Annotated in this window: 17 protein-coding genes and 1 tRNA gene; 10 read left to right on the top strand and 8 right to left on the bottom strand. The window is 58.3% G+C overall.

What is annotated here, in order from left to right:
• Positions 1-403 precede the first annotated feature (403 nt).
• From HMPREF2751_RS03600 to HMPREF2751_RS03590, 3 genes are read right to left on the bottom strand one after another with little or no spacing between them, the layout of a single operon-like run.
• Positions 404-1,276, bottom strand: a complete 873-nt coding sequence (locus HMPREF2751_RS03600) for a metal ABC transporter permease (protein ID WP_016421446.1) — start codon at positions 1,274-1,276, stop codon at positions 404-406.
• On the bottom strand, positions 1,276-1,956 hold the full coding sequence (locus tag HMPREF2751_RS03595; RefSeq protein ID WP_016421445.1) for a metal ABC transporter ATP-binding protein: 681 nt from the start codon (positions 1,954-1,956) through the stop codon (positions 1,276-1,278). The genes HMPREF2751_RS03600 and HMPREF2751_RS03595 overlap by 1 nt, the downstream gene beginning before the upstream one ends.
• 2 nt (positions 1,957-1,958) lie before the next feature.
• Positions 1,959-2,972 carry a metal ABC transporter solute-binding protein, Zn/Mn family gene (locus HMPREF2751_RS03590; RefSeq protein WP_070595477.1) on the bottom strand — a complete coding sequence of 338 codons (1,014 nt, stop codon included), beginning with the start codon at positions 2,970-2,972 and terminating at the stop codon, positions 1,959-1,961.
• A gap of 317 nt (positions 2,973-3,289) precedes the next feature.
• Here HMPREF2751_RS03590 and HMPREF2751_RS03585 point away from each other — a divergent pair, with 317 nt between their 5' ends.
• Together HMPREF2751_RS03585 and HMPREF2751_RS03580 are read left to right on the top strand one after the other, a co-directional pair.
• Positions 3,290-4,396: a LacI family DNA-binding transcriptional regulator gene (locus tag HMPREF2751_RS03585; RefSeq protein WP_069358972.1), complete on the top strand. Its 1,107-nt coding sequence runs from the start codon at positions 3,290-3,292 to the stop codon at positions 4,394-4,396.
• 103 nt (positions 4,397-4,499) lie between these two features.
• Entirely contained in the window at positions 4,500-5,123 is a 624-nt protein-coding gene (locus HMPREF2751_RS03580; protein WP_049189568.1) for a flavin reductase family protein, read from the top strand.
• Here the strand turns inward: HMPREF2751_RS03580 and HMPREF2751_RS03575 are convergent.
• The 3 genes from HMPREF2751_RS03575 to HMPREF2751_RS03565 all read right to left on the bottom strand — a co-directional run bounded on the left by HMPREF2751_RS03575 (position 5,105) and on the right by HMPREF2751_RS03565 (position 7,847).
• Complete coding sequence (locus HMPREF2751_RS03575) at positions 5,105-5,581, bottom strand: META domain-containing protein (RefSeq protein WP_070595475.1); 477 nt, start codon at positions 5,579-5,581, stop codon at positions 5,105-5,107. The genes HMPREF2751_RS03580 and HMPREF2751_RS03575 overlap by 19 nt on opposite strands.
• Before the next feature lie 14 nt (positions 5,582-5,595).
• A complete protein-coding gene (locus HMPREF2751_RS03570) occupies positions 5,596-5,973 on the bottom strand; it encodes a hypothetical protein (RefSeq protein ID WP_070595473.1) in 378 nt (125 codons plus the stop codon).
• Positions 5,974-6,194: 221 nt separating this feature from the next.
• The gene (locus HMPREF2751_RS03565; protein ID WP_070595472.1) at positions 6,195-7,847 is read right to left on the bottom strand and encodes a threonine/serine exporter ThrE; all 1,653 of its coding nucleotides are present in this window, start codon (positions 7,845-7,847) and stop codon (positions 6,195-6,197) included.
• 360 nt (positions 7,848-8,207) lie between these two features.
• On the opposite strand from HMPREF2751_RS03565, the gene HMPREF2751_RS03560 reads away from it, so the two are divergent.
• Positions 8,208-8,283 (top strand) — tRNA-Thr (locus HMPREF2751_RS03560).
• A gap of 106 nt (positions 8,284-8,389) precedes the next feature.
• Here the strand turns inward: HMPREF2751_RS03560 and HMPREF2751_RS03555 are convergent.
• A complete protein-coding gene (locus HMPREF2751_RS03555; RefSeq protein ID WP_011018353.1) occupies positions 8,390-9,574 on the bottom strand; it encodes an IS256-like element IS3503 family transposase in 1,185 nt (394 codons plus the stop codon).
• A 200-nt stretch (positions 9,575-9,774) separates the two neighbouring features.
• Between HMPREF2751_RS03555 and HMPREF2751_RS03550 the strand changes: the two genes are divergently transcribed.
• Positions 9,775-10,218 carry a DedA family protein gene (locus HMPREF2751_RS03550; protein ID WP_246823136.1) on the top strand — a complete coding sequence of 148 codons (444 nt, stop codon included), beginning with the start codon at positions 9,775-9,777 and terminating at the stop codon, positions 10,216-10,218.
• 131 nt (positions 10,219-10,349) lie between these two features.
• On the opposite strand, the gene HMPREF2751_RS03545 is transcribed toward HMPREF2751_RS03550, so the two are convergent.
• A complete protein-coding gene (locus tag HMPREF2751_RS03545; protein WP_038626781.1) occupies positions 10,350-11,237 on the bottom strand; it encodes a fructose bisphosphate aldolase in 888 nt (295 codons plus the stop codon).
• 360 nt (positions 11,238-11,597) lie between these two features.
• Between HMPREF2751_RS03545 and clpB the strand changes: the two genes are divergently transcribed.
• From clpB to pyrE, 6 genes are all read left to right on the top strand, one after another.
• On the top strand, positions 11,598-14,177 hold the full coding sequence (clpB, locus tag HMPREF2751_RS03540) for an ATP-dependent chaperone ClpB (RefSeq protein ID WP_070549988.1): 2,580 nt from the start codon (positions 11,598-11,600) through the stop codon (positions 14,175-14,177).
• A 186-nt stretch (positions 14,178-14,363) separates the two neighbouring features.
• Positions 14,364-15,011 (top strand): GNAT family N-acetyltransferase, encoded by a 648-nt coding sequence (locus tag HMPREF2751_RS03535; RefSeq protein ID WP_048734476.1) that lies wholly within the window; start codon positions 14,364-14,366, stop codon positions 15,009-15,011.
• 245 nt (positions 15,012-15,256) lie between these two features.
• Entirely contained in the window at positions 15,257-16,795 is a 1,539-nt protein-coding gene (locus tag HMPREF2751_RS03530; protein WP_070595469.1) for an HNH endonuclease signature motif containing protein, read from the top strand.
• Positions 16,796-17,060: 265 nt separating this feature from the next.
• On the top strand, positions 17,061-17,891 hold the full coding sequence (locus tag HMPREF2751_RS03525; protein WP_016421551.1) for a sulfurtransferase: 831 nt from the start codon (positions 17,061-17,063) through the stop codon (positions 17,889-17,891).
• Between the two features lie 188 nt (positions 17,892-18,079).
• Positions 18,080-20,107, top strand: a complete 2,028-nt coding sequence (locus tag HMPREF2751_RS03520; RefSeq protein WP_070595467.1) for a type III secretion system chaperone family protein — start codon at positions 18,080-18,082, stop codon at positions 20,105-20,107.
• Positions 20,108-20,158: 51 nt separating this feature from the next.
• Complete coding sequence (pyrE, locus tag HMPREF2751_RS03515; RefSeq protein WP_049169851.1) at positions 20,159-20,719, top strand: orotate phosphoribosyltransferase; 561 nt, start codon at positions 20,159-20,161, stop codon at positions 20,717-20,719.
• The last annotated feature ends 95 nt before the right edge of the window (positions 20,720-20,814 follow it).

Below are 20,814 nucleotides of genomic sequence, written 5' to 3'. Positions count from 1 at the left end.
AGAAATGACGGCGTTATTATCACTTCCAACAGAAAATTATCCGTAGTTTCCTGAAGGGGAGGGCGGGCATATCATGCTCCTAGAAATGGGGGCGTAATTGGCCGTAGTTTAGGGAAGCGCACGGACCTAGCGGTGGCTTGTACAGCTAGCTTTGGGTCACTGAGATGTCAGACCACGACATCCTCAGCGTTAGTTTTTCTGTCTGCCGGGGCAACCCATTTCGGCAGTCTCGCAGTCTTAAAAAGAGCTGGGGGTATTGGAGTCTGCTTTTAGAGAATCCAGCAAAAATACGGGCAGCCCCTCGGTGGCGAGAGGGAAGGTGCGCACCTTCTCCGCAATCGTCACTCGAGGGGCTGCCCGATGTTTTTGTTGTTTTAAAAGCCACTCCGAAAAGCGTATGTGTCTATTTGCTCCACTTGGCAGCCTGGACGTCGTCACGCGTTGCCTTGCGCGATTGCACCGTTCCGATGGCGTAGCAGATCAGGTAGATGACAAATGCGATTGTCGTCACTAGAACGCTGACCGGGATGCCCGGTGCGAGTGAGAGAACAATGCCGCCGACGGCCGCGACCTCGGCGAAGATGGTCGACAGGATGATGGCCTTTACAGGAGAGGCGGTGACGAATGCGGCCGCAGCACCAGGGGTGATGATGAGGGCGATGACGAGCAGAGAGCCGACAATCTGTACGCCCTGGGCGGCGACGAGACCGGTGAGAATCGCGAAGTAAATCGATAGCGCCTTCACGTTGACACCACAGGCGGCGGCCATGATGGGGTCGGCGGAGGCGAATAGCAGCGGGCGCCATTTCCAGGTAACGCCGCCGACGACGATGACCGCGACGATGGCCATCGTCCATAGAGAAGTGTCAGTCAGACCAATGATTTGGCCGGTGAGAAGTGAAAACGCGGTACTTGTCCGGCCGGGGTAGAGGTGGATAAACAGCACCGATAAGCCCATGCCGAAGCTCAAGACCACGCCCACGACCGCATCTTGGCGCCCTCGAAGCGACAGTGCCGCCAGGACTATTGCGATGAGCACCGAACCGATAATGGCACCGCTGCTGACACTGACACCAAGTAGTAGGGCCGCGGATGCACCCATAAGTGCCAGCTCGCTGGTGCCGTGGACCGTGAAACTCATCTGTCGCATGACGATCAGGGGCGAAATGATGCCGGAGATTAGCCCGAGTAGAGCTGCCGCGATGAGAGCATTGTGGACGAACCCGACTTGGAGCAGAGCAGCGGTGTCGGAGAAATACTGAGTCAGTAGGGTCATTAGACGATAACCAGCTTTCCCTCGACACGGGCAACCGCAATGTTGGTTTGGTAGAGCTCCGAGAGCGTCTCTGAAGTGATAATTTCCTCGACTGACCCGACCGCATGTCCGTGCGGCGTCAGGTAGAGCACCCGGTCACAGACGCCCAGGATGGGGTTGATGTCGTGGGTGACAAAGACGACTGCCGTGTCGTTTTCCCTCCGATGCCGGTCCAGGCGCTCGACCGTGGTCCGTTGCGCCGCAGGGTCGAGGGAGAGCAGAGGCTCGTCGCAAAGCAAAAAATCTGGTGCCGAAACGAGCGCCTGCGCCTGACGGACAAGCTGCTGCTGACCGCCAGAGAGCGTGCCGACGCGACGGCCTGCAATACCGCCCGCGCCGACAAAGTCCAGCATTTCGTCGGTGGCGGAGCGGTTCTTGCCGGCCGCCAACTCGACGAGGTCGCGAACCCGAATGGGCAGTGAGGGCTCGAACATCCGCTGCTGTGGAATGTAGCCGAGGTTCCCGTCGACTTTTACTGAACCGTGAGTCAGCTGGCGCATGCCAAGGGCAGCGGTCAGCAGCGTGGATTTGCCGACGCCATTGGGGCCCAGGATGGCCAAGAACTCGCCGGGCTCGATATTCAAATTGAGACCGGACCACAGCGGCTCGACGGCTGCGTCAGTAAAAGTCAGTGAGGGCAAAGTTATGCGGACTCCATATCGGAAAGGGTTTTCTTGTAGAGGTCAAAGAACGACTGGTCAGCGCTCGGCGACTCAAAAACATCGACGATTTTAACGCCCTTTGCCTTGGCAGCCTCGACGAGTCGCTGCGAGACCTGGTCGTGGGTCTGCGGTGCGTCGATGAGGTAGTCCAACTCGCCGGACTCAATCAGCTTCAGCATTTCATTGACATCGCTTGCCGACGGCTCGGACTCATTCAGTGTGGACTGACGGTAGCCCTTCGGGGTGATGTCCTCGACCTTCGTGTCCTTCAGGATGTCATCGGCCAGCGGGTGAACCTGAGCAACCTTAGCGGCCTTGAGCTTGCTCTTGGCCTCTTCGATGTCCTTGATTTCCTTATCGACGGCCTTGGTGTCGGCCTTGGCGCCCAGCTTGGTCAGAGCTTCGGCGAGCTGCTCTGCAGTTTCTTCAACCGCATCGGTGTCGTACCAGACGTGTTCGTTGGCTTCGCCGTCATGGTGGTGGTGCTCGTGGCCTTCGTGGTCGTCGTGACCTTCGCCATCATGCTCGTGGCCTTCATGGTCGTGCTCGTGGCCCTCGTGATCATGGTCGTGGTCGTGACCTTCGTGATCATGGTCATGATCGTGGTCGTGGCCTTCTTCCTGCGGTAGCGCAGAGATAATGACCTTGTCCTTTGCGTCACGCAGAGAGGAGGTCAGCCATGCGTCGTAATGCCCGCCACCTGCGACGAGAATATCGGCGTCCTCTACCTTTGCCATGTCGGCTGCGGCCGGTTCGTAGGAGTGAGGGTCGATGTCGTTGGACGCGATAATCGGGTCGATGGAGACCTTCTCGTCGTCGGTGACTGCGTCGGCGACGTCTGCCCAGACCTTGGTGGAGGTGACCACCTTAATGGTGTCTTCGGACTTGCCCGCGGACGTAGCGCTGTCATCATTGCTGGAGCATGCGCCGAGACCTGCGACGAGGCCGGCGCTGGCGACTAGCGCCGCGATGCGCGTGGAAAAGCGTGCCTTCATATATGTATCCAATCCTGTTGCGGGCTGAATTATTCCTTTTATTCAGCTCCTGAGCATTAACCGCTATTGAAAACAGTTGTCTTTTAGTTCAAAGAACATAGTAGGGGCTGCGGAGACCCAGTCACAAGGCGGGCCTCTGCCGGAGTGGCCGAAATGACAGTCGCGCACATTCGTTGGGTAAAGTTGTCCGCGATTAGAAGCGTGTGATGCTCGTTGTAGTTCTTTTCCATAAAATCGAGGTTTTCTACCTGAGGTAGCTGGACGAAGATATCTGAGCGGGCAGTCGCTGTTGGTTTTTCAAGAAGGGTCGGTATTCCGTGCAAAGTCGGCGTCGTCGTGGCACCTTGGCTTCCATCGCTGCAGAACTTGGGGTCTCGCGCACGACCGTATCCAATGCCTACAACCGCCCTGACCAGCTCTCGGAGAAGTTGCGGGAGCACATCTTGGAAACTGCGGAGCGGCTTGGCTATCCCGGGCCGGACCCAATGGCTCGCGGTCTGCGCATGCGCCGGGTTGGCGCCATCGGCGTGCTGTTCACCGAGCACCTCCCGTTCGCTTTTGAAGACCCTGCGTCGGTGGATTTTCTCGCCGGCCTCGCAGAGGAGCTCGGCGAAATGGGCGACTCCATGTTGGTCATTCCAGCTTCCTCCGAGGAGGGTGGGGACGTAGATCTCAATCTGATTCGGCAAGCGGTGGTCGACGGTTTCGTGGTCTACTCCGTCGCGGACAACGATCCGTTCCTCGCTGCCGTGCGCGCCCGTGGCTTGCCGACGGTCGTGTGCGACCAGCCTGCAGATGCGGTGGCTCTACCGTTTGTGGGCATCGATGACCGTGAGGCCATCAAGCCCGCGGTGCGACACCTGACTGAACTGGGACATCGCAAGGTGGGAATCTTGTCAGTGCGATTGTCGCGTACCCCGAACTCGGGATATGTCACGGAGAAGCGGCTGGCAGAAGCTCATCACCAGGTGCAGAAGAACCGCGTCGAAGGTGCGCTGGAAGCGCTTGCCGAGGCCGGTATTCAGCAGGCAGATGTGCCTATCATCGAGCGTCACCTCAATGACCGCGAGAATAACCGCGATGCGGCTCGCCAGCTGCTGACCGACAACCCGGATCTCACGGCGGTGGTCTGTACCACGGATACTCAGGCAATTGCGGTCTTGGAATATGCCAAGGAGAACGGAATTCGTGTTCCGGAGGACCTGTCCATCACAGGCTTTGACGGAATCGAGCGCGCCCTCTTCCACAAGCTGACCACTGTAATTCAGCCGAATAGGCAGAAGGGCATTGCCGTCGGCCGCGCGCTGGCCGAGGAACTTGAGGCCGCACGCGAGGACAGCGGTCGCGCTCCTCGCGTCTTGTTGGAGACTGAGTTTGTCGTTGGAGCGACAACTGCAGCGCCGTCGGCACCGTCAGCCGGGTAGCGGACCGACGAGGGTAACAACATCGTAGCGCTATCGGGGGCTCTTGGGGTGGTAAACCCCACCTCGTCTTTACTGTGTTCGGATTCAGATTAAGGTCTATTACATGACAGATTCAACAAATTCGAGCACCGACCAATCAGCTGCGGCTCTCAATAGTCCGGAAGCTACCCGCGACGACCATGTCGAACTTGGCGGCCCCGTCGAATTGGATGAAATGTCTATCCGTGGCGCGATGAGTGAGTTCACCACAGGCGTGACCATTATCGCCACCGAGGATGAAGGCGAAGCGTACGGTTTCGCCTGCCAGTCTTTTTCCTCGCTGAGTCTCACTCCACCGATGGTTCTGTTTACTGTCATGAAGACCTCGCGGTCTTGGCCGCATATACGGAACGCTGGACGCTTCTCCGTCAATGTGTTGGCCGAGGATCAGGAGGATATCTCGGCAGCCTTCGGCCGCAGTAATGGCGAAAAGTTCAAGACGGGGAAGTGGACCCGCTCTGAGCTGGGCAACCCTTTATTGCACGGCTGCTCCGTGTGGATTGATTGCACCGTCGTCGATGTTTACGAAGGCGGCGATCACTGGATTGTGACGGCGGATATTGTGGCTATCGGCAAGCGTGAAGAAATCAATCCGCTCATTTACCACCGCGGTTCTTACGCACGGGTTTCTCACCCCGGCACCGATGCGCCTGTCGATCAGAAGTGGCGTCAGCGCCCCTCGGTGTAACCCGAGGTTGTCGCAGTCCAGCCACGGCGATCCTCGCCTGGCTTGGGGTCTTTCATCTCTCGCATGCGCAGACCATTGTTGTCCTGCGTGTAGACGAATTCGCCCGCAACAATCTTGTGGAAGCGCTCCGAATAGGTCTGCGCCTGGTCTGAGCAGTCCAAACTGCGAGTCTGCTCCGTGGTACCGAATTCGACCGCCTCGCCCTTCCACTGCAGCGAACCAGAGCCGTTGCCACAGGAATCAGCGAAGGTATACGTTGTTTGCCCCAGCGTAATAGTCGGTGCCTGAGTTCCGTCCGGCACACCGTGGGGCAGGTTTGGGTCATCAAAAATCGCGGTAATCTGCCATTGCTTGCCGACGATCTCCGCTGCCGGCTTTGCCTGGCATGCGGTAGCCGTCATGGACACTGCCGCAACGACAGCTACTGCGGCAACCGCCTTTTTCCCGCTCAGACCCATGCTGCGTGACCCCGTTAGTTAGCTGCCTTCTTGGTTGTCTTCTTAGCAGCCTTCCTCGTCGTCTTCTTAGCGGCCTTCTTGGCAGCCTTCTTCGCCGTCTTACGAGTGGTCTTCTTTGCGGCCTTCTTGGTCGACTTCTTCGCAGTCTTCTTAGTGGACTTGCGTGTGCGCTTTGCGGTCTTCGGAGCGTTTTCCTTCTCGTACTCCTCGTGAACCTTCTTGAAGCTCAGGCCTTCCTTCTCCACTCCGAGCATGCACATCAGAGTGACGGCATCGTAAAAGTCCTCGGCGAAGGTAGCCACAATTCGCCGTGCGCCAGCAGCGGTCTTTTCTTCGACCTTGTGAAGAGCCTCGTTCTGAGCAGTGCGAGTGTCTGTGACCTTCGGTGGCACGAATCCTCCTGGCAAGCATGGCCTTAATTGCGCCCAATACACCTACTTCTGCCAGCCATCTCGCCATATGCTCCCGTCACTGAGCTCAACCGAGTTCAGCGGAGAAGGAATGGGATTGTGATGACGCAGTTTCGGCTTTAAGCGCTACTTACAATTCAAAAACCTAATTCTACCACGTTGTTGATAGGTCGCGCGGTGTGGACAATGCTCCCACGGTACGGCTAGTCCACGCGCGGGTTCATACCGCCCTTGAAGCGGTAGTTGCGTGGACGGCGAGGCTTGTTCCGCGGATTCACAGGACGGATGCGACGCATACCGGCCCGGATTGGACGGGTCAGGCCACTGTCTTCGCGCAGTGCGCGAGGGCGACGGAGCCTGCGCGCCATCCATTCACCGAGGACAATGCCCGCAGCTAGTGCCGTCGCAATGCCCAGCGCTGAGGCCAGCGCCGTAAACCCCTTGGTCGGGTGGTCGTGCAGCAGTGCGTGCATACCGCGGTAGATTGTCATACCCGGAAGCAGTGGGGTTACGCCTGCCACTGCCGTAATTAGCGGCGGGATGGACCAACGTCGTGCCAGCAGGCCACCGATGAGACCAATCAGTGTTGCTGCCGCGCCTGCGCTGGTCACCGGATGAACTCCCAGCGGAGTCAACACGTAGTAGTAGGTCATTGACCCCAGCAGGGCGACCGTTCCGGACACTGCCAACGCGGTGAACCCAGCATTCGAGGCCAACGCAAATGCGATTGAGGCGGTAGTTCCCGCTATCACCCGCACTGTCGCCTGGGCCAGGTTGAGGTCGGAGCCCGCGATGACGTCGGGAAGCGGAATGCCCAGCATTCCAGAAAACTCGATGCCCATCGCGATGCCAGCGACGATGCCGCCGGTCAACAGCATGGTGTCGAAGAAGCGCGCTGAGCCAGTCACTGGCGCGCCGGTGATGCCGTCTTGCAGTGCTTGCACGAGGGTTAGGCCGGCGAGCATCACGATGATTCCCGAGGCAATTAGCCTGGATGGCTGCATTTCAAAGGGAAGGTATGCCTGTGCCGCATTGAGTACAGCAGCGGAGAGTGTGGCGATGAGACCGCCGACTGCGTTTTGGAAGAATGTGGGCAACTCGCGGGCGGCAAGCTCGCCAATCACAATGACAATGGCCAGTGTGACGGCAGCCGCGATGAGAGCGACCTCGAAACCAGAGCCGAGTAGCACTGTCACAGATGAGGCCAGCAACGCCCAGCCAGCGTAGATGACGCGGAGGCGGTATTTTGCGGGCTCACGCTCGACCTTGTCGATAGCCTCAATAGCCTCCTCCAGGCTCAGATGGCCCGCGCGAATTCGGCGGATGACACGGTCCGTGTGGCGCAAGCGCTCGAAGTCGGGCACTGGTGCGGTGACTACGCGCATAGCCGTAATTGGTGTGCGGCGGGCACCGATGAGGTGGTAGACCGTCACCGAGGTCAACGTGATGTCAACCTGGATCTGGGTGAGGCCATAGGCTGAGGTCACGGTCTTAATCTGCAGCTCGGTGTCGCGGTTGCCCGAGCCACATGCCAGCAGCAGTCCTCCGATGCGAGCAGCGAGATCGAGTACGGCCGTAACCTGGCTGGGGTCGGAATAATCAATCGGTGCCAGCGGCAGTGGGGTAGTGGTCGAGTGCACTAGGTCGACAGTTGCCGTTGGGCCGGAAACGAAATCAATCACGCGCTGCTTGAAGGTGGACTGATTGTCGATTGCAGGAAACTGGGTCTGCGGAGTGTCGTCGTAAGAGACAGTGGGGTCAGCGGGGTAAGCGACAGCGGCTTCGGCATCGTAGGCATCATCCTTCGCAGCGGAGTTTTCTTCGGCGTTGGATTTGTTGCCACCATCGAATGGCATGTCGACACTTCCTTTCCCCGATACTGCCTGGGGTGCGTTGCAGCGCTATTGCAAAGACGAGTTCTAGAGGCGTTGCAGCAACATAGCCCCAGTGATTTAGCGATAGTCACACTACCCCGTCGGTGACGGAGAATCTCAATTCGTTTTCGGTGGGGTGAATTTACCTATCTGAGCGGGGCTTTTAGTGTGCAGAAAAGTGTTCAAGAAGTGCGGTTGCAGTATTCCTGTGGTGTCGTTTTTAACTTCTGCTTGCCAACCTGTACAATCGCCTGTCAGCGGCACAGCTGAGTTCGATTCTCAGGTTGACTCTGATTCTTTCGAGCCAGCGACGGCTAACGCCAAAAGGGTCGCTTTAAAGTTGCCGGGATGGCGCAATTGGTAGCGCAACTGATTTGTAATCAGTAGGTTACGGGTTCGAGTCCCGTTTCCGGCTCCAAAGCCCCAGGTCAGGAAGTTTTCTGGCCTGGGGTTCTTTGGTTTAAACGGTGCTTGCAACGGTGGGTTAAGTAAAGAAAAGTGTGTCTTTTCCGGGCGTGTTGCGGTTATTTGATCCAGCCTTTTTGGATGCCGAGGTTGTGTTGGTAGCTGGTGTCGATGGCGGTGTCGTATTCTGCTGGTGCACCGATGTCATTGGTAGTGGCTGTGGTGTTGTGGGTGATCAGGTCTGTTGCTGTGGAAAGTGCGTCTTGACCCCATCGTTGGTCCCTGGCGATCTTGACCGGATCGTCAGGGACTTCTGTATGTAGATACAGCCACCAATCCATCACTGTGCGTTGATGCGGTAGTGATAGTCCGCGGTGTCTGCGGGCTAGTTCTTTTATGGGGGCGTTGATGCCACCTTCGAGGCTGTTTGTTGTTGCTGCAAGGTTGTCGGGGTCGATGGTTGTTGGTGGGGGTTGCAGGTAGGTAAACAGCAGGTCTCTGCGGTGCAGAGATAGCAATGATTGATAGGCCGCTCGGACGCGTTGGTGGGTGTAGACCTTGGTGTAGGCGCCGGTAGCAGGGTCTTTGATGGTGGTTTTCTCGTTCATCCATTCCCGGTAGGTGTGGTCGAATTCGTGCAGGTGGGCGACCCATGTGGATGCTTGGTCAAGGTCGGTGATGCGAGTGAGTTTCAGGGCTAGGCGGTAGAGGGTTTTGCCGGCATCGGTGCGGGGGTTGCTGGTGGTGTGGCGGCGGACTGTTCGTTGGGCGTGGACGAGGCAGCGTTGGATGCGTGTTGTTGGCCAGCAGTGGTGGATGGCTGATTGGGCACCTTGTCCGCCGTCTGTGACTGCGATTAGTGGTGCGGCAATGGGGCGTAGGAGTTCGGTGTAGGCGGCGGTGGTTTCGTGTCTGGCCCAGGTCCAGTTGATGACGTGGGTTTTACTGGCTGCGATCAGGAGGCATCCGGACTTTAGATAGGTCGCGTCGAGGAAGATTTGGTCATGGATGCGGAATGAGTCGATGGTGGGTGTGGGGATGATCCACCAGCACCATCGGAATCGGTGGTGCATGGTTTGCCTGGTTACGCCATGGTGTGCGGCGAAGGTGGTTAGAGATTGGGTGCCGGTGGCCCATTGGATGAACAAAGCCATGGTGGCGGTGTTTTTGTTGTGGGTTTGGGTGTTGCGGGTAAAGGAGTGTCCGCAGTGGGTGCAGCGCCAACGGGTGGTTGATTTGCTGGTGGTGCCGTTTTTCTTTGTGTTGTTGCCGCATAGTGGGCAGCTGGGGCGGTTGGTGGTCATCCTTTAATCCAACCGGTGTGCGGTTAGCACAAATGTGGCCGGAGGTGCGGGATGGTGTGGGTAATAGCTTTCGGGGAGCTATTCTTTGGTGATTTGTGGTGTGTGGTCTGGGGTTATGGTGGCATGCGGACACACTTTTCTTTACTTAACCCGTCACTGCTGCCGTCTTAAGGTCAGAGCTAGATGTCCACACTTGGCAGGTGCTGGTTATCGGTATTATTGCCGCGGTGCTGGGCGATCAAGTCGGTTACTTCTTAAGCCACTCCTTCGGCCGCAAACTGTTCAGCGACAATGCAAAGGTGCTGCGAACTAATCGTCTGGAAGCGGCCGAGAAGTTCTTTGCCAAGTACGGACCTCTGTCGTTGGTGCTGGGGCGATTTGTTCCCATTGTGCGCACCTACGTTCCGCTGGCTGCGGGCACTGCGAATATGCCCTACGGAAAGTTCATCGGCTGGAATGTCGCCGGTGCGATTGGCTGGGTCGCCAGTATGGTCGCTGTTGGTGTGCTGCTGGGCAACATTCCGGGAATCACCAGTTCCATCGACAAGATCATGTTACTGGTGATTGCAATTTCCGTGCTACCGGTTGTCATTGGTGGTGTGAATGCGCGTCGTAAAGCAGCTGTTGCGAAGCGCTCGGTGTAGGACGGTGCTGTCGTAAGGGCAGAGGCGCCGACAGAAAAACTCCCGCACCAGGTTTTCTTGGTGCGGGAGTTTTTAGTTGCGCTAGCGGCTACCTAGAGGCGCGCACAAGCGCAGATGCACAGCGCGGACGATTAGGAAATCGAAGCCTCGTAGATGCCCTTGACGGACTCAGCCATAGTTGCGTTGAACTCTTCGTCGGACTGCTGAGCGGACAGGCCCTCAGACAGTGCACGGGAGAAGGAAGCAATCATGCCGTGGTTGCGGGACAGGCGCTCGTTGGCGTCCTCGCGCTCGTAGCCACCGGACAGGGCGACAACGCGCATGACCTTCGGGTGCTCAATCAGCGGCTTGTACAGGTCATCCTTGGTCGGGATGGAAACCTTGATCATGACCTTCTGGTCATCAGCCAGGTCATCCAGGCCAGCGAGCAGTTCGCGCAGGACGATGTCCTCAGCCTCTGCCTTGTCAGCAGCGTTGATGTCGACCTCCGGCTCCAGGATCGGAACCAGACCGTGGGACAGAACCTGCTTGCCGAACTCGAACTGCTGGGCAATGTTGGCCTTGATGCCCTCTTCGTTTGCCTCGGCAATGAAGGAACGCATCTTGGTACCGAAGATGCCCTTAGCGACAGCGCGCTCCAGCAGCTCATCCAGGCCCGGGCACGGCTTCATAAGCTGAACGCCGTTTTCCTTGTCAGCCAGGCCCTTGTCAGTCTTCAGGAACGGGACGATGCCCTTCTTTTCCCACAGGTACTGAGCGGTCGGGATTCCCTCAATGTCGCGATCCATGGTCTGCTCGAAGAGAATCGCGCCAATAATCTGCTCAGAGTTGAAGGACGGGGAAGTGATGATGCGGGTACGCATCTCGTGAACCAGGTCGAACATTTCATCTTCGTTCGAGTACTGATCCTCGTTGATGCCGTACAGGCGCAGAGCCTTCGGGGTAGATCCACCGGACTGGTCGAGAGCGGCGATGAAGCCCTTGCCCTCAGTCATCTGACGTGCCTGCTCGATGTTCATTCGAGTCCTTTCGTGAGAATGAAGGAATGTCACCTACTAGGGTAACCAAAACAGTATGAGTGCGCTGTCCACCCATCACTCACATGGGGGAAGTTGAATCCGGCGGGAGTGTGCTGGTGAGGACGTCGGGCGGTGTGTCGGAGTGTGTTCGCACGTGGTTTCTGGAGCTTTCCAACGTTTTCTAGTGCTTTCCGGCGCGCTACTACGCTTAACGACGCTGCCGAGCTCAATCCTTTTTGCTATAGGTGTGGTGTGAATCACGGTCGGGAAATTGAAAAATTTGAAGTTGAGTGGAACAGACTCAAGGCTGAGTGCGTTATGGGTAGTGAATGACAAAGTTGAGTCAAAGGGGCGCAAGTTATGAGTTTTACACCAACAACTAAGACTGGAGAAGTTCTCCAGGAAGCTATGAAGGCCGCGACCAGCGCGGGTAACCCGGATATCCGGCCTGGGCACATTCTGGTAGCACTGCTGGAGCAAAAGGAGGGTATTGCGGCTCCACTGCTTGAAGCAGCGGGCGTTAATCCTTCCGGGGTTTTGACCCGCGCTAAGGAGTTGGTCGCGGGGTACCCGTCGGCAAGCGGGGCGAATATGGCGAACCCACAGTTTAATAGGGACGCCGTTAATGCTCTGAACGCCGCCGAGGAGCTGGCGGGGGAGCTGGGAGACGAGTACGTTTCCACGGAAATTCTGCTTATCGGTGTAGCAACTGGCCAGTCGGAGGCGGCAACTGTGCTGCAGTCGGCGGGTGCTACTGCCGAGGCGTTAAAGGGTGCGCTGACTAGTGTGCGTGGATCGAGGAAGGTAACAACGGAGAATCCAGAAGAGCAGTACCAGGCTCTGGAAAAGTATGCGACGGACTTAACCGCGCGGGCACGTGAGGGCAAGATTGACCCAGTTATTGGCCGCGATGCGGAGATTCGTCGCGTGGTACAGGTCTTGAGTCGTCGTACCAAGAACAATCCGGTGCTCATTGGTGAGCCGGGCGTTGGTAAGACGGCCATTGTAGAGGGGCTGGCACGACGCATTGTTGCAGGTGATGTGCCGGAATCTCTGAAGGGCAAGACGCTGATGAGCCTGGATCTGGGCTCTATGGTCGCCGGTGCGAAGTACCGCGGTGAGTTCGAGGAGCGCCTGAAGGCGGTTCTGGACGAGATTAAGGAGTCCGACGGTCAGATTATTACCTTCATCGATGAGATTCACACCATCGTTGGCGCTGGCGCCACGGGTGATGGCTCGATGGATGCGGGCAATATGATTAAACCGATGCTGGCTCGTGGTGAGCTGCGGCTGGTCGGTGCGACGACCCTGGATGAGTACCGCAAGTACATCGAGAAGGATGCTGCGCTGGAGCGTCGTTTCCAGCAGGTCTTTGTCGGTGAGCCGAGCGTTGAGGACGCCATTGGTATTCTGCGTGGTCTGAAGGAGCGCTACGAGGTCCACCACGGTGTTCGCATCCAGGACTCCGCGCTGGTGGCTGCAGCAACGCTGTCGGACCGCTACATCACATCCCGCTTCCTGCCGGATAAGGCTATCGACCTGGTTGATGAGGCCGCATCGCGTCTGCGTATGGAGATTGACTCCTCGCCGGAGGAAATCGACTCCGCGGAACGCATCGTGCGCCGCCTCGAAATCGAGGAAATGGCCCTGGAGAAGGAAACTGACATCGCGTCGAAGGAACGCCTGGACAAGCTCCGTGAGGAACTTGCAGATGAGCGCGAGAAGCTCAACGCTCTGAAGACTCGCTGGCAGAACGAGAAGTCCTCGATTGATGATGTCCGCTCCGTCCGCGAAGAGCTCGATGCCCTGCGCACTGAGTCCGAAAAGGCTGAGCGCGAAGGTGACTACGGGCGCGTCGCAGAGCTGCGTTACGGACGCATCCCTGAGTTGGAGAAGAAGCTGGAGGCCGCCGAGGAATCGGTCGCTGACGCAGAGGAAAACTCCATGCTCAAGGAGGAGGTCACGCCTCAGGAAGTCGCTGAGGTTGTCTCCGCCTGGACGGGTATCCCGGCTGGCAAGATGATGCAGGGTGAGACCGAGAAGCTGCTCGAAATGGAGCTCAACCTCGGCCGTCGCGTTGTTGGTCAGAATGCCGCTGTGGAGGCTGTCTCCGATGCTGTCCGCCGTTCGCGTGCGGGTGTTGCCGATCCGAACCGTCCGACTGGTTCCTTCCTGTTCCTCGGTCCAACTGGCGTTGGTAAGACAGAGCTGGCCAAGGCGCTGGCGGAGTTCCTCTTCGACGATGAGCGTGCGATGGTGCGCATCGATATGTCCGAGTACGGTGAGAAGCACTCTGTCGCTCGTCTGATTGGTGCTCCTCCTGGATACGTCGGCTACGACGCTGGCGGTCAGCTCACCGAGGCTGTTCGTCGCCGTCCGTACACCGTCGTGCTTTTCGACGAGGTCGAGAAGGCTCACCCGGACGTGTTCGATGTGCTCCTGCAGGTGCTCGATGAGGGTCGCCTGACCGATGGTCAGGGCCGAACCGTGGACTTCCGAAACACGATTCTGATTCTGACCTCCAACCTCGGTGCTGGTGGTACGCATGAGCAGATCATGGATGCGGTCAAGATGGCCTTCAAGCCGGAGTTCATCAACCGTCTCGACGATGTAGTGATCTTCGATCCGCTGACCTCCGAGCAGCTGCGCGGCATTGTGGACATTCAGGTTCGCAACCTGGCAGAACGCCTGGAGGCACGTCGTCTGGTGCTGGATGTCTCCGATGAGGCACTGGATTGGCTGTCGGAGCGCGGCTACGACCCGGCCTACGGCGCCCGTCCGTTGCGTCGTCTGGTGCAGAAGGCAATCGGCGATGAGCTGGCACGTCGACTGCTCGCCGGTGATGTTCGCGATGGTGACCGCGTAGAGGTCACGGTTGCTGACGATAGCGAGTCGCTGAAGGTTGTCGGCTATGACGAGGATGGCGTAGCCCGAATCTAGGGCGCCTGATACTCAGGGCGATAACTGCTGAGCAGGTTGTCTGTTTGTTGGGGCGGTTTGAGAGAGTTTTCTCCTGAACCGCCCCTTTTTTGTGCCTTTATTGTCCGGGTTTATGTGTCTTGTGACCGACCGTGTGGGCTTGTTGCATTCCGGTCAGTCTGGAGTGCGCCGGTATAGTGCGCAAATATGACTAACTTTCAGTGGCGACCAGCGACAGACTCCGACCTCCCCTTCATTGCCTGGATGGACGAACTAACGGAAACATTCGGAGATGAAAGTCAGCCACTGCCGGAAGATTATGTAGTCACGAGGCGTCAATACGTCGACCAGTGGGACGCGAGTCAGGGCGGGGTTATCCTTTTCGCCACTTCGCTTGACGACGCTGACCTCGAGTCGCTCAGTAGCGACATGACCCGCACTGACCCATTTGAACCGAGGGTTTCTCGCGAGGCTACCTACAGTGCGGCCGCCATTAAGACGGAATGGTTGGAGCGCGGGGATTCGTCGTCAAGCGAAGAGCACGAGAGCTATGAAGTGCCGGTGGGGGCGGCCTGGCTGCGTACGTTTACGCAGGACGATCCGGGGTACGGGTTTGTGGAAAATCGGATTCCTGAGGTAGCGATTGCGCTGCGTCCGGGTGTTGTTGGGCGCAGGCTGTCGCAGCCGATGATTGCAGGACTCCTTGAGTATGCGCGTGAGCTGGGGTATCCGGGGGTTAGTCTGGCTGTCCATGATGCCAACCCGCGGGCGGCGAAAGCCTATGTGAAGGCGGGATTTGAGCTAGTGGGGCGCTCGAGCTTCCCGGACCACGATGTGATGGTGGTGCGGTTTTAGGTTTTCGGCGTGCAGTTTTTGGTGGGGGCTGCGCGGGTTGGTGGGGCAGGGCGGATGGTGGGGGGGGACTGCGCGGGTTGGTGGGGTGTTTAGGTCGGGAGCGTGGCAGTTTTTCGGAAAAAGATTCGAAAAGTTGACGTAGGGGGTTGTGGTGTGTCGAATTGGTGTGCGATAATGTGGAGGAGGGAAATTAGTTAGTCCATTTGGGGATTCGGATTGCTAGCGTTTTAAAAGGGGGTGGGGAAATGTCTACATCATCGGCGTCAAACGGCGGTGGACCGCTTTCGACATCGCAGGTTTTAGATGCGGTTGCACAGTTTGAAGCTCTGTCGACAGTCATCGTGGAGAACTTCGAAGTACTTGCACCGGATCATGCGCACGACGCATATAAGTCGATTGAGAAAGCGCGAAAACGACTCGCAGTAATTGATGCGACTTATGTGGAGACAATGAAAGGGCGGATGCCCAGCGCGGAGCACCGAAGGATCGCGTGGCTAGCGCAGGAGATGCGAATCTCGCGAGCAGAAGCGAGGCAGCGTATCAATGTCGTCGGACGTCTGAGTAGGAATGTTGATCCGTTTGCTCCGGCGAATGAGGATGTGCGAATGCCGAACCTTCGTCAGAAAGTTGAGGAAGGTGTTGTCGGTGCGGATGCTGTTGCGAAGATTGACAAAGCCGTTCGGGAGCTGCCGGCAACGGAGCATGCACAGCTGTCTAGGCTGCTGGACAAGCACATTTCAGATTTAGTGGACAAAATCCGTGTTGATGATCTCAATAAATTGCCGAACCGCCTGCGGGCGATGTTGGGGGTTGATGACCCGTATACGGATGAGGACCGCGCTCGGAAACGAAGTCTAAAAATCGGTGCTCAGGGGCCGGACGGCATGAGCCGGTTGAGCGGTGTGGTTACGCCTTCGTTTGCGGCGGTGCTCAAAAGGCTGCAGGCAGATCATGCGCGGCCTGGTGGGTTACTCGAAGAAGGCGCCGATGACCAGCGGAATCCGGAGCAGCGTTTCCATGATGCCGTGGAAGCGGCGGTGAACGGGGGCTTTCAACCAGGCGGTGAGCTTCAGCCGGCGCGGGGGACGACATCGGTGGTCACCGTCGCGCATATCGCAGATGTGGCAGCGTTAGCTGGAGTCTCCCTGCCTGAGGGGAAAGATTTTGTACTTCCTGGATCGGGCAAAGCGGTCTCAGACGCGGGAGTGCGAATTTCCATTAGTCAGGCCGTGCAACAGATGGTTGATAGAAATTCGTTCCTCCAAGTATTGGGGAATGAGGGGCAGACCTTGTATTTTGGTCGGTCCCGCAGGCTGGGGACTTTGCCGCAGTATCTGGCCCTTCTTGGAGAGGAAGGAGGTTCCTCCGCGCCGGGCATGGGCACTCCGGGAGCTATGTGCGATGTTCACCATGTGCAGTCGTGGGCTTCCGGTGGTGGCACTGACCTGGATAATCTCACGTTGGTGGATCCGGGTACGCATCGAAAGATCGACGATGCTCGATGTAATGAAAATACTTGGTGGACGCTCCGGCCGGATGAGGTGGCGGAGATTCTAGGAACTGACGAAGGGGACGGGGTTAGCGGGGAGTGTGAGCAGGCCTCTACTGATCGTGTGGTCTGGGTGCCCCCGAAAGACGAGGAAGGAAACCGGAAAGCGGAATCCAATGAGGACCCCGATACGTTCGATAGCCCGGGGCGCTGGTTGCGTCGTAAAGCGCGAGAGAAACGGGCGGGGGACACAGTGGATGGCAATGACGAGATGGGGCCGGATCCCGGTGGGTAGTCGGATTGGGAGACCGAGGCCTGGCTTAGAGGCTGATCTTCCGTTTCGTAGTCAGCTTTGTGTTAATAAAGCGGTTGAGGAAAGGGGGGTGCCGATGCTGGCGGCATAGTGCAGCAGTTTTTCTGCGGTGGCACAGCCGATTCCATGGCCTGTGCCTGAGATGAAAACGGCCAGGTGAGCAGCGTCTTCATGCACCTTCCCAAGCTCCTAGTTTTAATAACGTACATATCGCGCTACCAAGTCAATCGATTTAGAATCCGGAATTATGACAACATCCATCTCGGTACAAGAGCTTCGTGACAAGATTGCCGGCGGCGGTCGTATCGTCGTCGTTGACGCACGCTGGTCGCGTGCTAAAAAACCATATGACTCCTACGCCACGGCTCACATCCCACTGGCCGTGTTCTGTGATCCCGAGTTGGACCTAGCAGGTGTTCCAAGCCGAGAAGCTGGTCGCAACCCGTTGCCGGATATCGAGCGTGTGCGCGATGCCGTCCGTCGATGGGGAGTCCGCTCGGAGCATCTGGTGATCGTCTACGACGCGGGCGATGGACTGTTCGCGTCACGTGCTTGGTGGATTCTGCGCTGGGCAGGTTTGGAGAATGTGCGTGTCCTCACCGGTGGGTTAGCTGCTTGGGAAGCAGATGGAAACGAGACTGCCTTCGGGCCCGGAAATCTGCCGCGGCCTGGAACGATTGCGGTGAGTGAAGGCAATATGCCTGTTGCCAGCCTCGATGACGTACGCACCTGGTCTGAGCGTGGAATTTTGGTGGATGCGCGTGAGCCCAGCCGTTTTGAAGGTCGTAGTGAGCGCGTCGATCTGCAGGCAGGTCACATCCCGGGTGCCGTGAACCTGGCGGCTCGCAGTCTGCAAAATGCCGACGGCTCCTTCCTGCCTGTTGAGCAGCTCCGTGAGCGCTTTGCCTCCGTCGGTATCGAAGACGGTCGCAATGTAGCGGTCTACTCCGGTTCCGGTCTTCATTCCTCGCTGTTCATTCAGGCTATGGAAGAAGCGGGCATCACGGGCGCCGCTCTGTATGTCGGCGGCTGGTCCCAGTGGGCTGGCGATCCGAGCCTGCCTATCGTCCGCTTCTAAGCGGGCCCGGGCCAGGGCGACCGCCCCAGGGCCCTTGATGTGCCGTCCATGTGGCTTTTGCCCCTCGCCCTTTACCGTCCTAGAGAGTCCCGTACGCTCTCTCCTCGGGCATTGGCATTGCGCCAGACGGGGGACGGCATCTTGTCGCTGACCAAATAGAACTGCTTCTGGCTTAAGCTAGGAGATTAATGATTCCCCTAGTATTCACCCTCGCAGCGATTCTCATCATCGCCGCAGTCGCGCTGTTCGTTGTCGACCGCCGCCGTCGCAGCACAAGTGAGACTGCTGTGGCGTCTCCGTCATCGCCATCGCTTTACGACGAGCCCTCGGACTCCACCGGCGAAGTAACCGGTGTGGCGGCAGAAGATGTTGTGTCCGAACAGTCGGATTCTTCGGAGCAAGGCAGCCCCGAGACAGCTTCTGTGGCGAGACCGAATGTCGCAGCTGATGCTGACTCTGACTCTGAGGTTGTCGCTGAGACTGATGGTGCCGCTGAAGTTGACTCTGAAACTGAGGTTTCGACGACAGAACTGGGGACTTCAGCTGTAGAAAAGACGCCGACGGAGCCTGAATCTGTCTCGGGAATCGAGCCGGTGGCCCCTGCTGAAATGCCCGAAGCAACAGAAGAAGCGGGTGCTCCCGAAACATCGGAAGCAGCAGCTGACCTGAATGCGGGAACGGACATGACTCTCCGAAGCGGCGCGGAGTCCGGCACAGAATCTGGCGCAGGGCCTGGCGCGGAGCCAGCTGAGTCAGTGATTGCTGAAGATACCGATACCGCGGATGAGCCCGAGATAGGTTTAGTGGGCGATGCCGTTGCCACAGGGGCCGACAGCACCACCGCTGCTGACGCTCGCACTGGAACTGTTGACGGTGCAGAATCCGAAGCTGCGTCCGGCGTAAAAGCCGAGACTGACGAAGTGCCGCAATCATCCGATCGTGCGGCGCGCACCCAGGCCACCCCGCCCACTGAGCCCACCCAGCCCGCGCAACCGCAGCGCGCCCAGCAGCAGTCAGTGGCCCCTGTCCGTCGACGTATCAGCGGTCGCCGTGTGCGTCACCTGCGGAAGGCCTGGGCGCAGGAACGTAATTCTGTCTACAACCGTGTGGACCATGAGCTGCCGTCGTACTGGCAGCGTACGCCGGACGGCGATGCCAAGGCCGTGGTCTCCGGTTTCGCTTTTGGCCGGGAAATGCACCTCGCCGATGTCGGCGGCATCACCACCATCGCCATCCGCCGTTCTGTATCCAGCGATGAGGTTTTCGAGTTGCGCCGCAGCGGCGGCACGACGCTGCCTCACGTAGCTACCGAAGCCGGCCTGGTAGTCGCAGCTACCGACCCAGAGCTCATTCATCGCATCTTCGACGACCGTGCAACCCGCATGCTTGCCGACGTACACCCGGCCATTACCCGCATGTGGTCCGAAAACTCCTGGTCCTTGGCTCAGCTGATTGATAATTCAGTGCCAGAGGACTGGGACGGTGCACTGGCATCGCTGTCGGACTTCTCCGACATTGCGCGCAGGTTGCCACCGGCGGAAGGCGAAACCGTCGCTCCGGACACTAATCAGTGGGATCCCACTCGTTTGCAGCTCACCGAGCAGTCCGTTGACTCTGGTTCCTTGATTTCGGATGGAACCGGGCGTGGGCACTTGCACGCGGTACCAGATCAGCGTCGCAACGGTTCTGCTAACCACGAATCGCAGGATCACAGCTCACAGAACGGGCATGCCCAGAGTCACAGCGCGCAGAATAGCAAGGGTGAAGAGCCGCTGGACGTTGAGGAAATTGTTTACGCAGATTCTCCTTCGTCCTCGTCCGCTGCTACCGCGGATGCAACCACGGATGATTCGCAGTGGCCGTCGCAAAGCAATGCACAACCCACGGTGGTGCAGGCGATTGACGGTTCGTCGTGGCGCCCTACGCGGGATATACCGCTGGATCCGACGGCGCTGCCTTCGCGGTCGACGGCACGAAAGATGGGTGCAAACGTTGGCGAGTCGGAGGACATTGGAGATTCTGGCCAGCAGATTCCTGCGCTTGGGGAGGACCCCGAACATAGCCGGATGCGCTCGAGCCAGGGGCGTGTGGTGCGATCAAATGTGAAGCCCGCCAGTATTTTTACCGACGCCGCCCCAGACCTCGACAGCAGCGACGACCCCACCGAATCTATGTCCGAGGACAAGGGCGTAACCCCTGATTCCGCGGACGAGTAGAACCAGACATATCCTTGAGCACACAGTCGTTTATTTAGGAGACAACCTCAGATGAGCATCCACACGAGCAATGTCAATCAGGAGAAGCTGCAGCGTTTGGCCGAGCTGGTCAAGGAGCTGGCGGTTGTTCATGGCAAGGTCACGCTGTCGTCTGGACGTGAGGCTGATTACTACGTTGACCTGCGCCGCGCCACTCTACATCATGAGGCCTCGCGTCTGATTGGTTCTCTGCTACGAGAGCTCACTGGAGACTGGGACTACGCGCACGTCGGTGGTCTGACGCTTGGCGCGGATCCGGTGGCTACCTCTGTCATGCACGCCGAAGGGCGTCCAATTGATGCCTTTGTGGTGCGTAAGGAAGCCAAGAAGCACGGCATGCAGCGCCGCATCGAGGGACCGGACATTGTAGGCAAGAAGGTCCTGGTTGTGGAGGACACCACCACCACGGGCAACTCGCCGCTGACTGCCGTCGCTGCACTACGTGAGGCCGGTGCTGAGGTTGTCGGTGTCGCCACGGTGGTTGACCGCGCGACGGGCGCCGACGAGGTCATCAAGGCTGAAGGCCTGGACTACCGTTACCTGCTCGGTTTGGATGACTTGGGTCTGGCCTAAGAATCTGAGCGCTAGAGCTATCGCCGAGCCTCACCCTGCTCGCCGAGCCTCACCCAGCTCACCGCCCCAACGCAGTCCCACGAAAGAGGAACATC

Source organism: Corynebacterium sp. HMSC063G05, from assembly GCF_001810555.1.
GTDB classification, from domain to species: Bacteria; Actinomycetota; Actinomycetes; order Mycobacteriales; family Mycobacteriaceae; genus Corynebacterium; species Corynebacterium jeikeium_D.
This window is presented reverse-complemented; position numbering and strand designations above follow the sequence as displayed.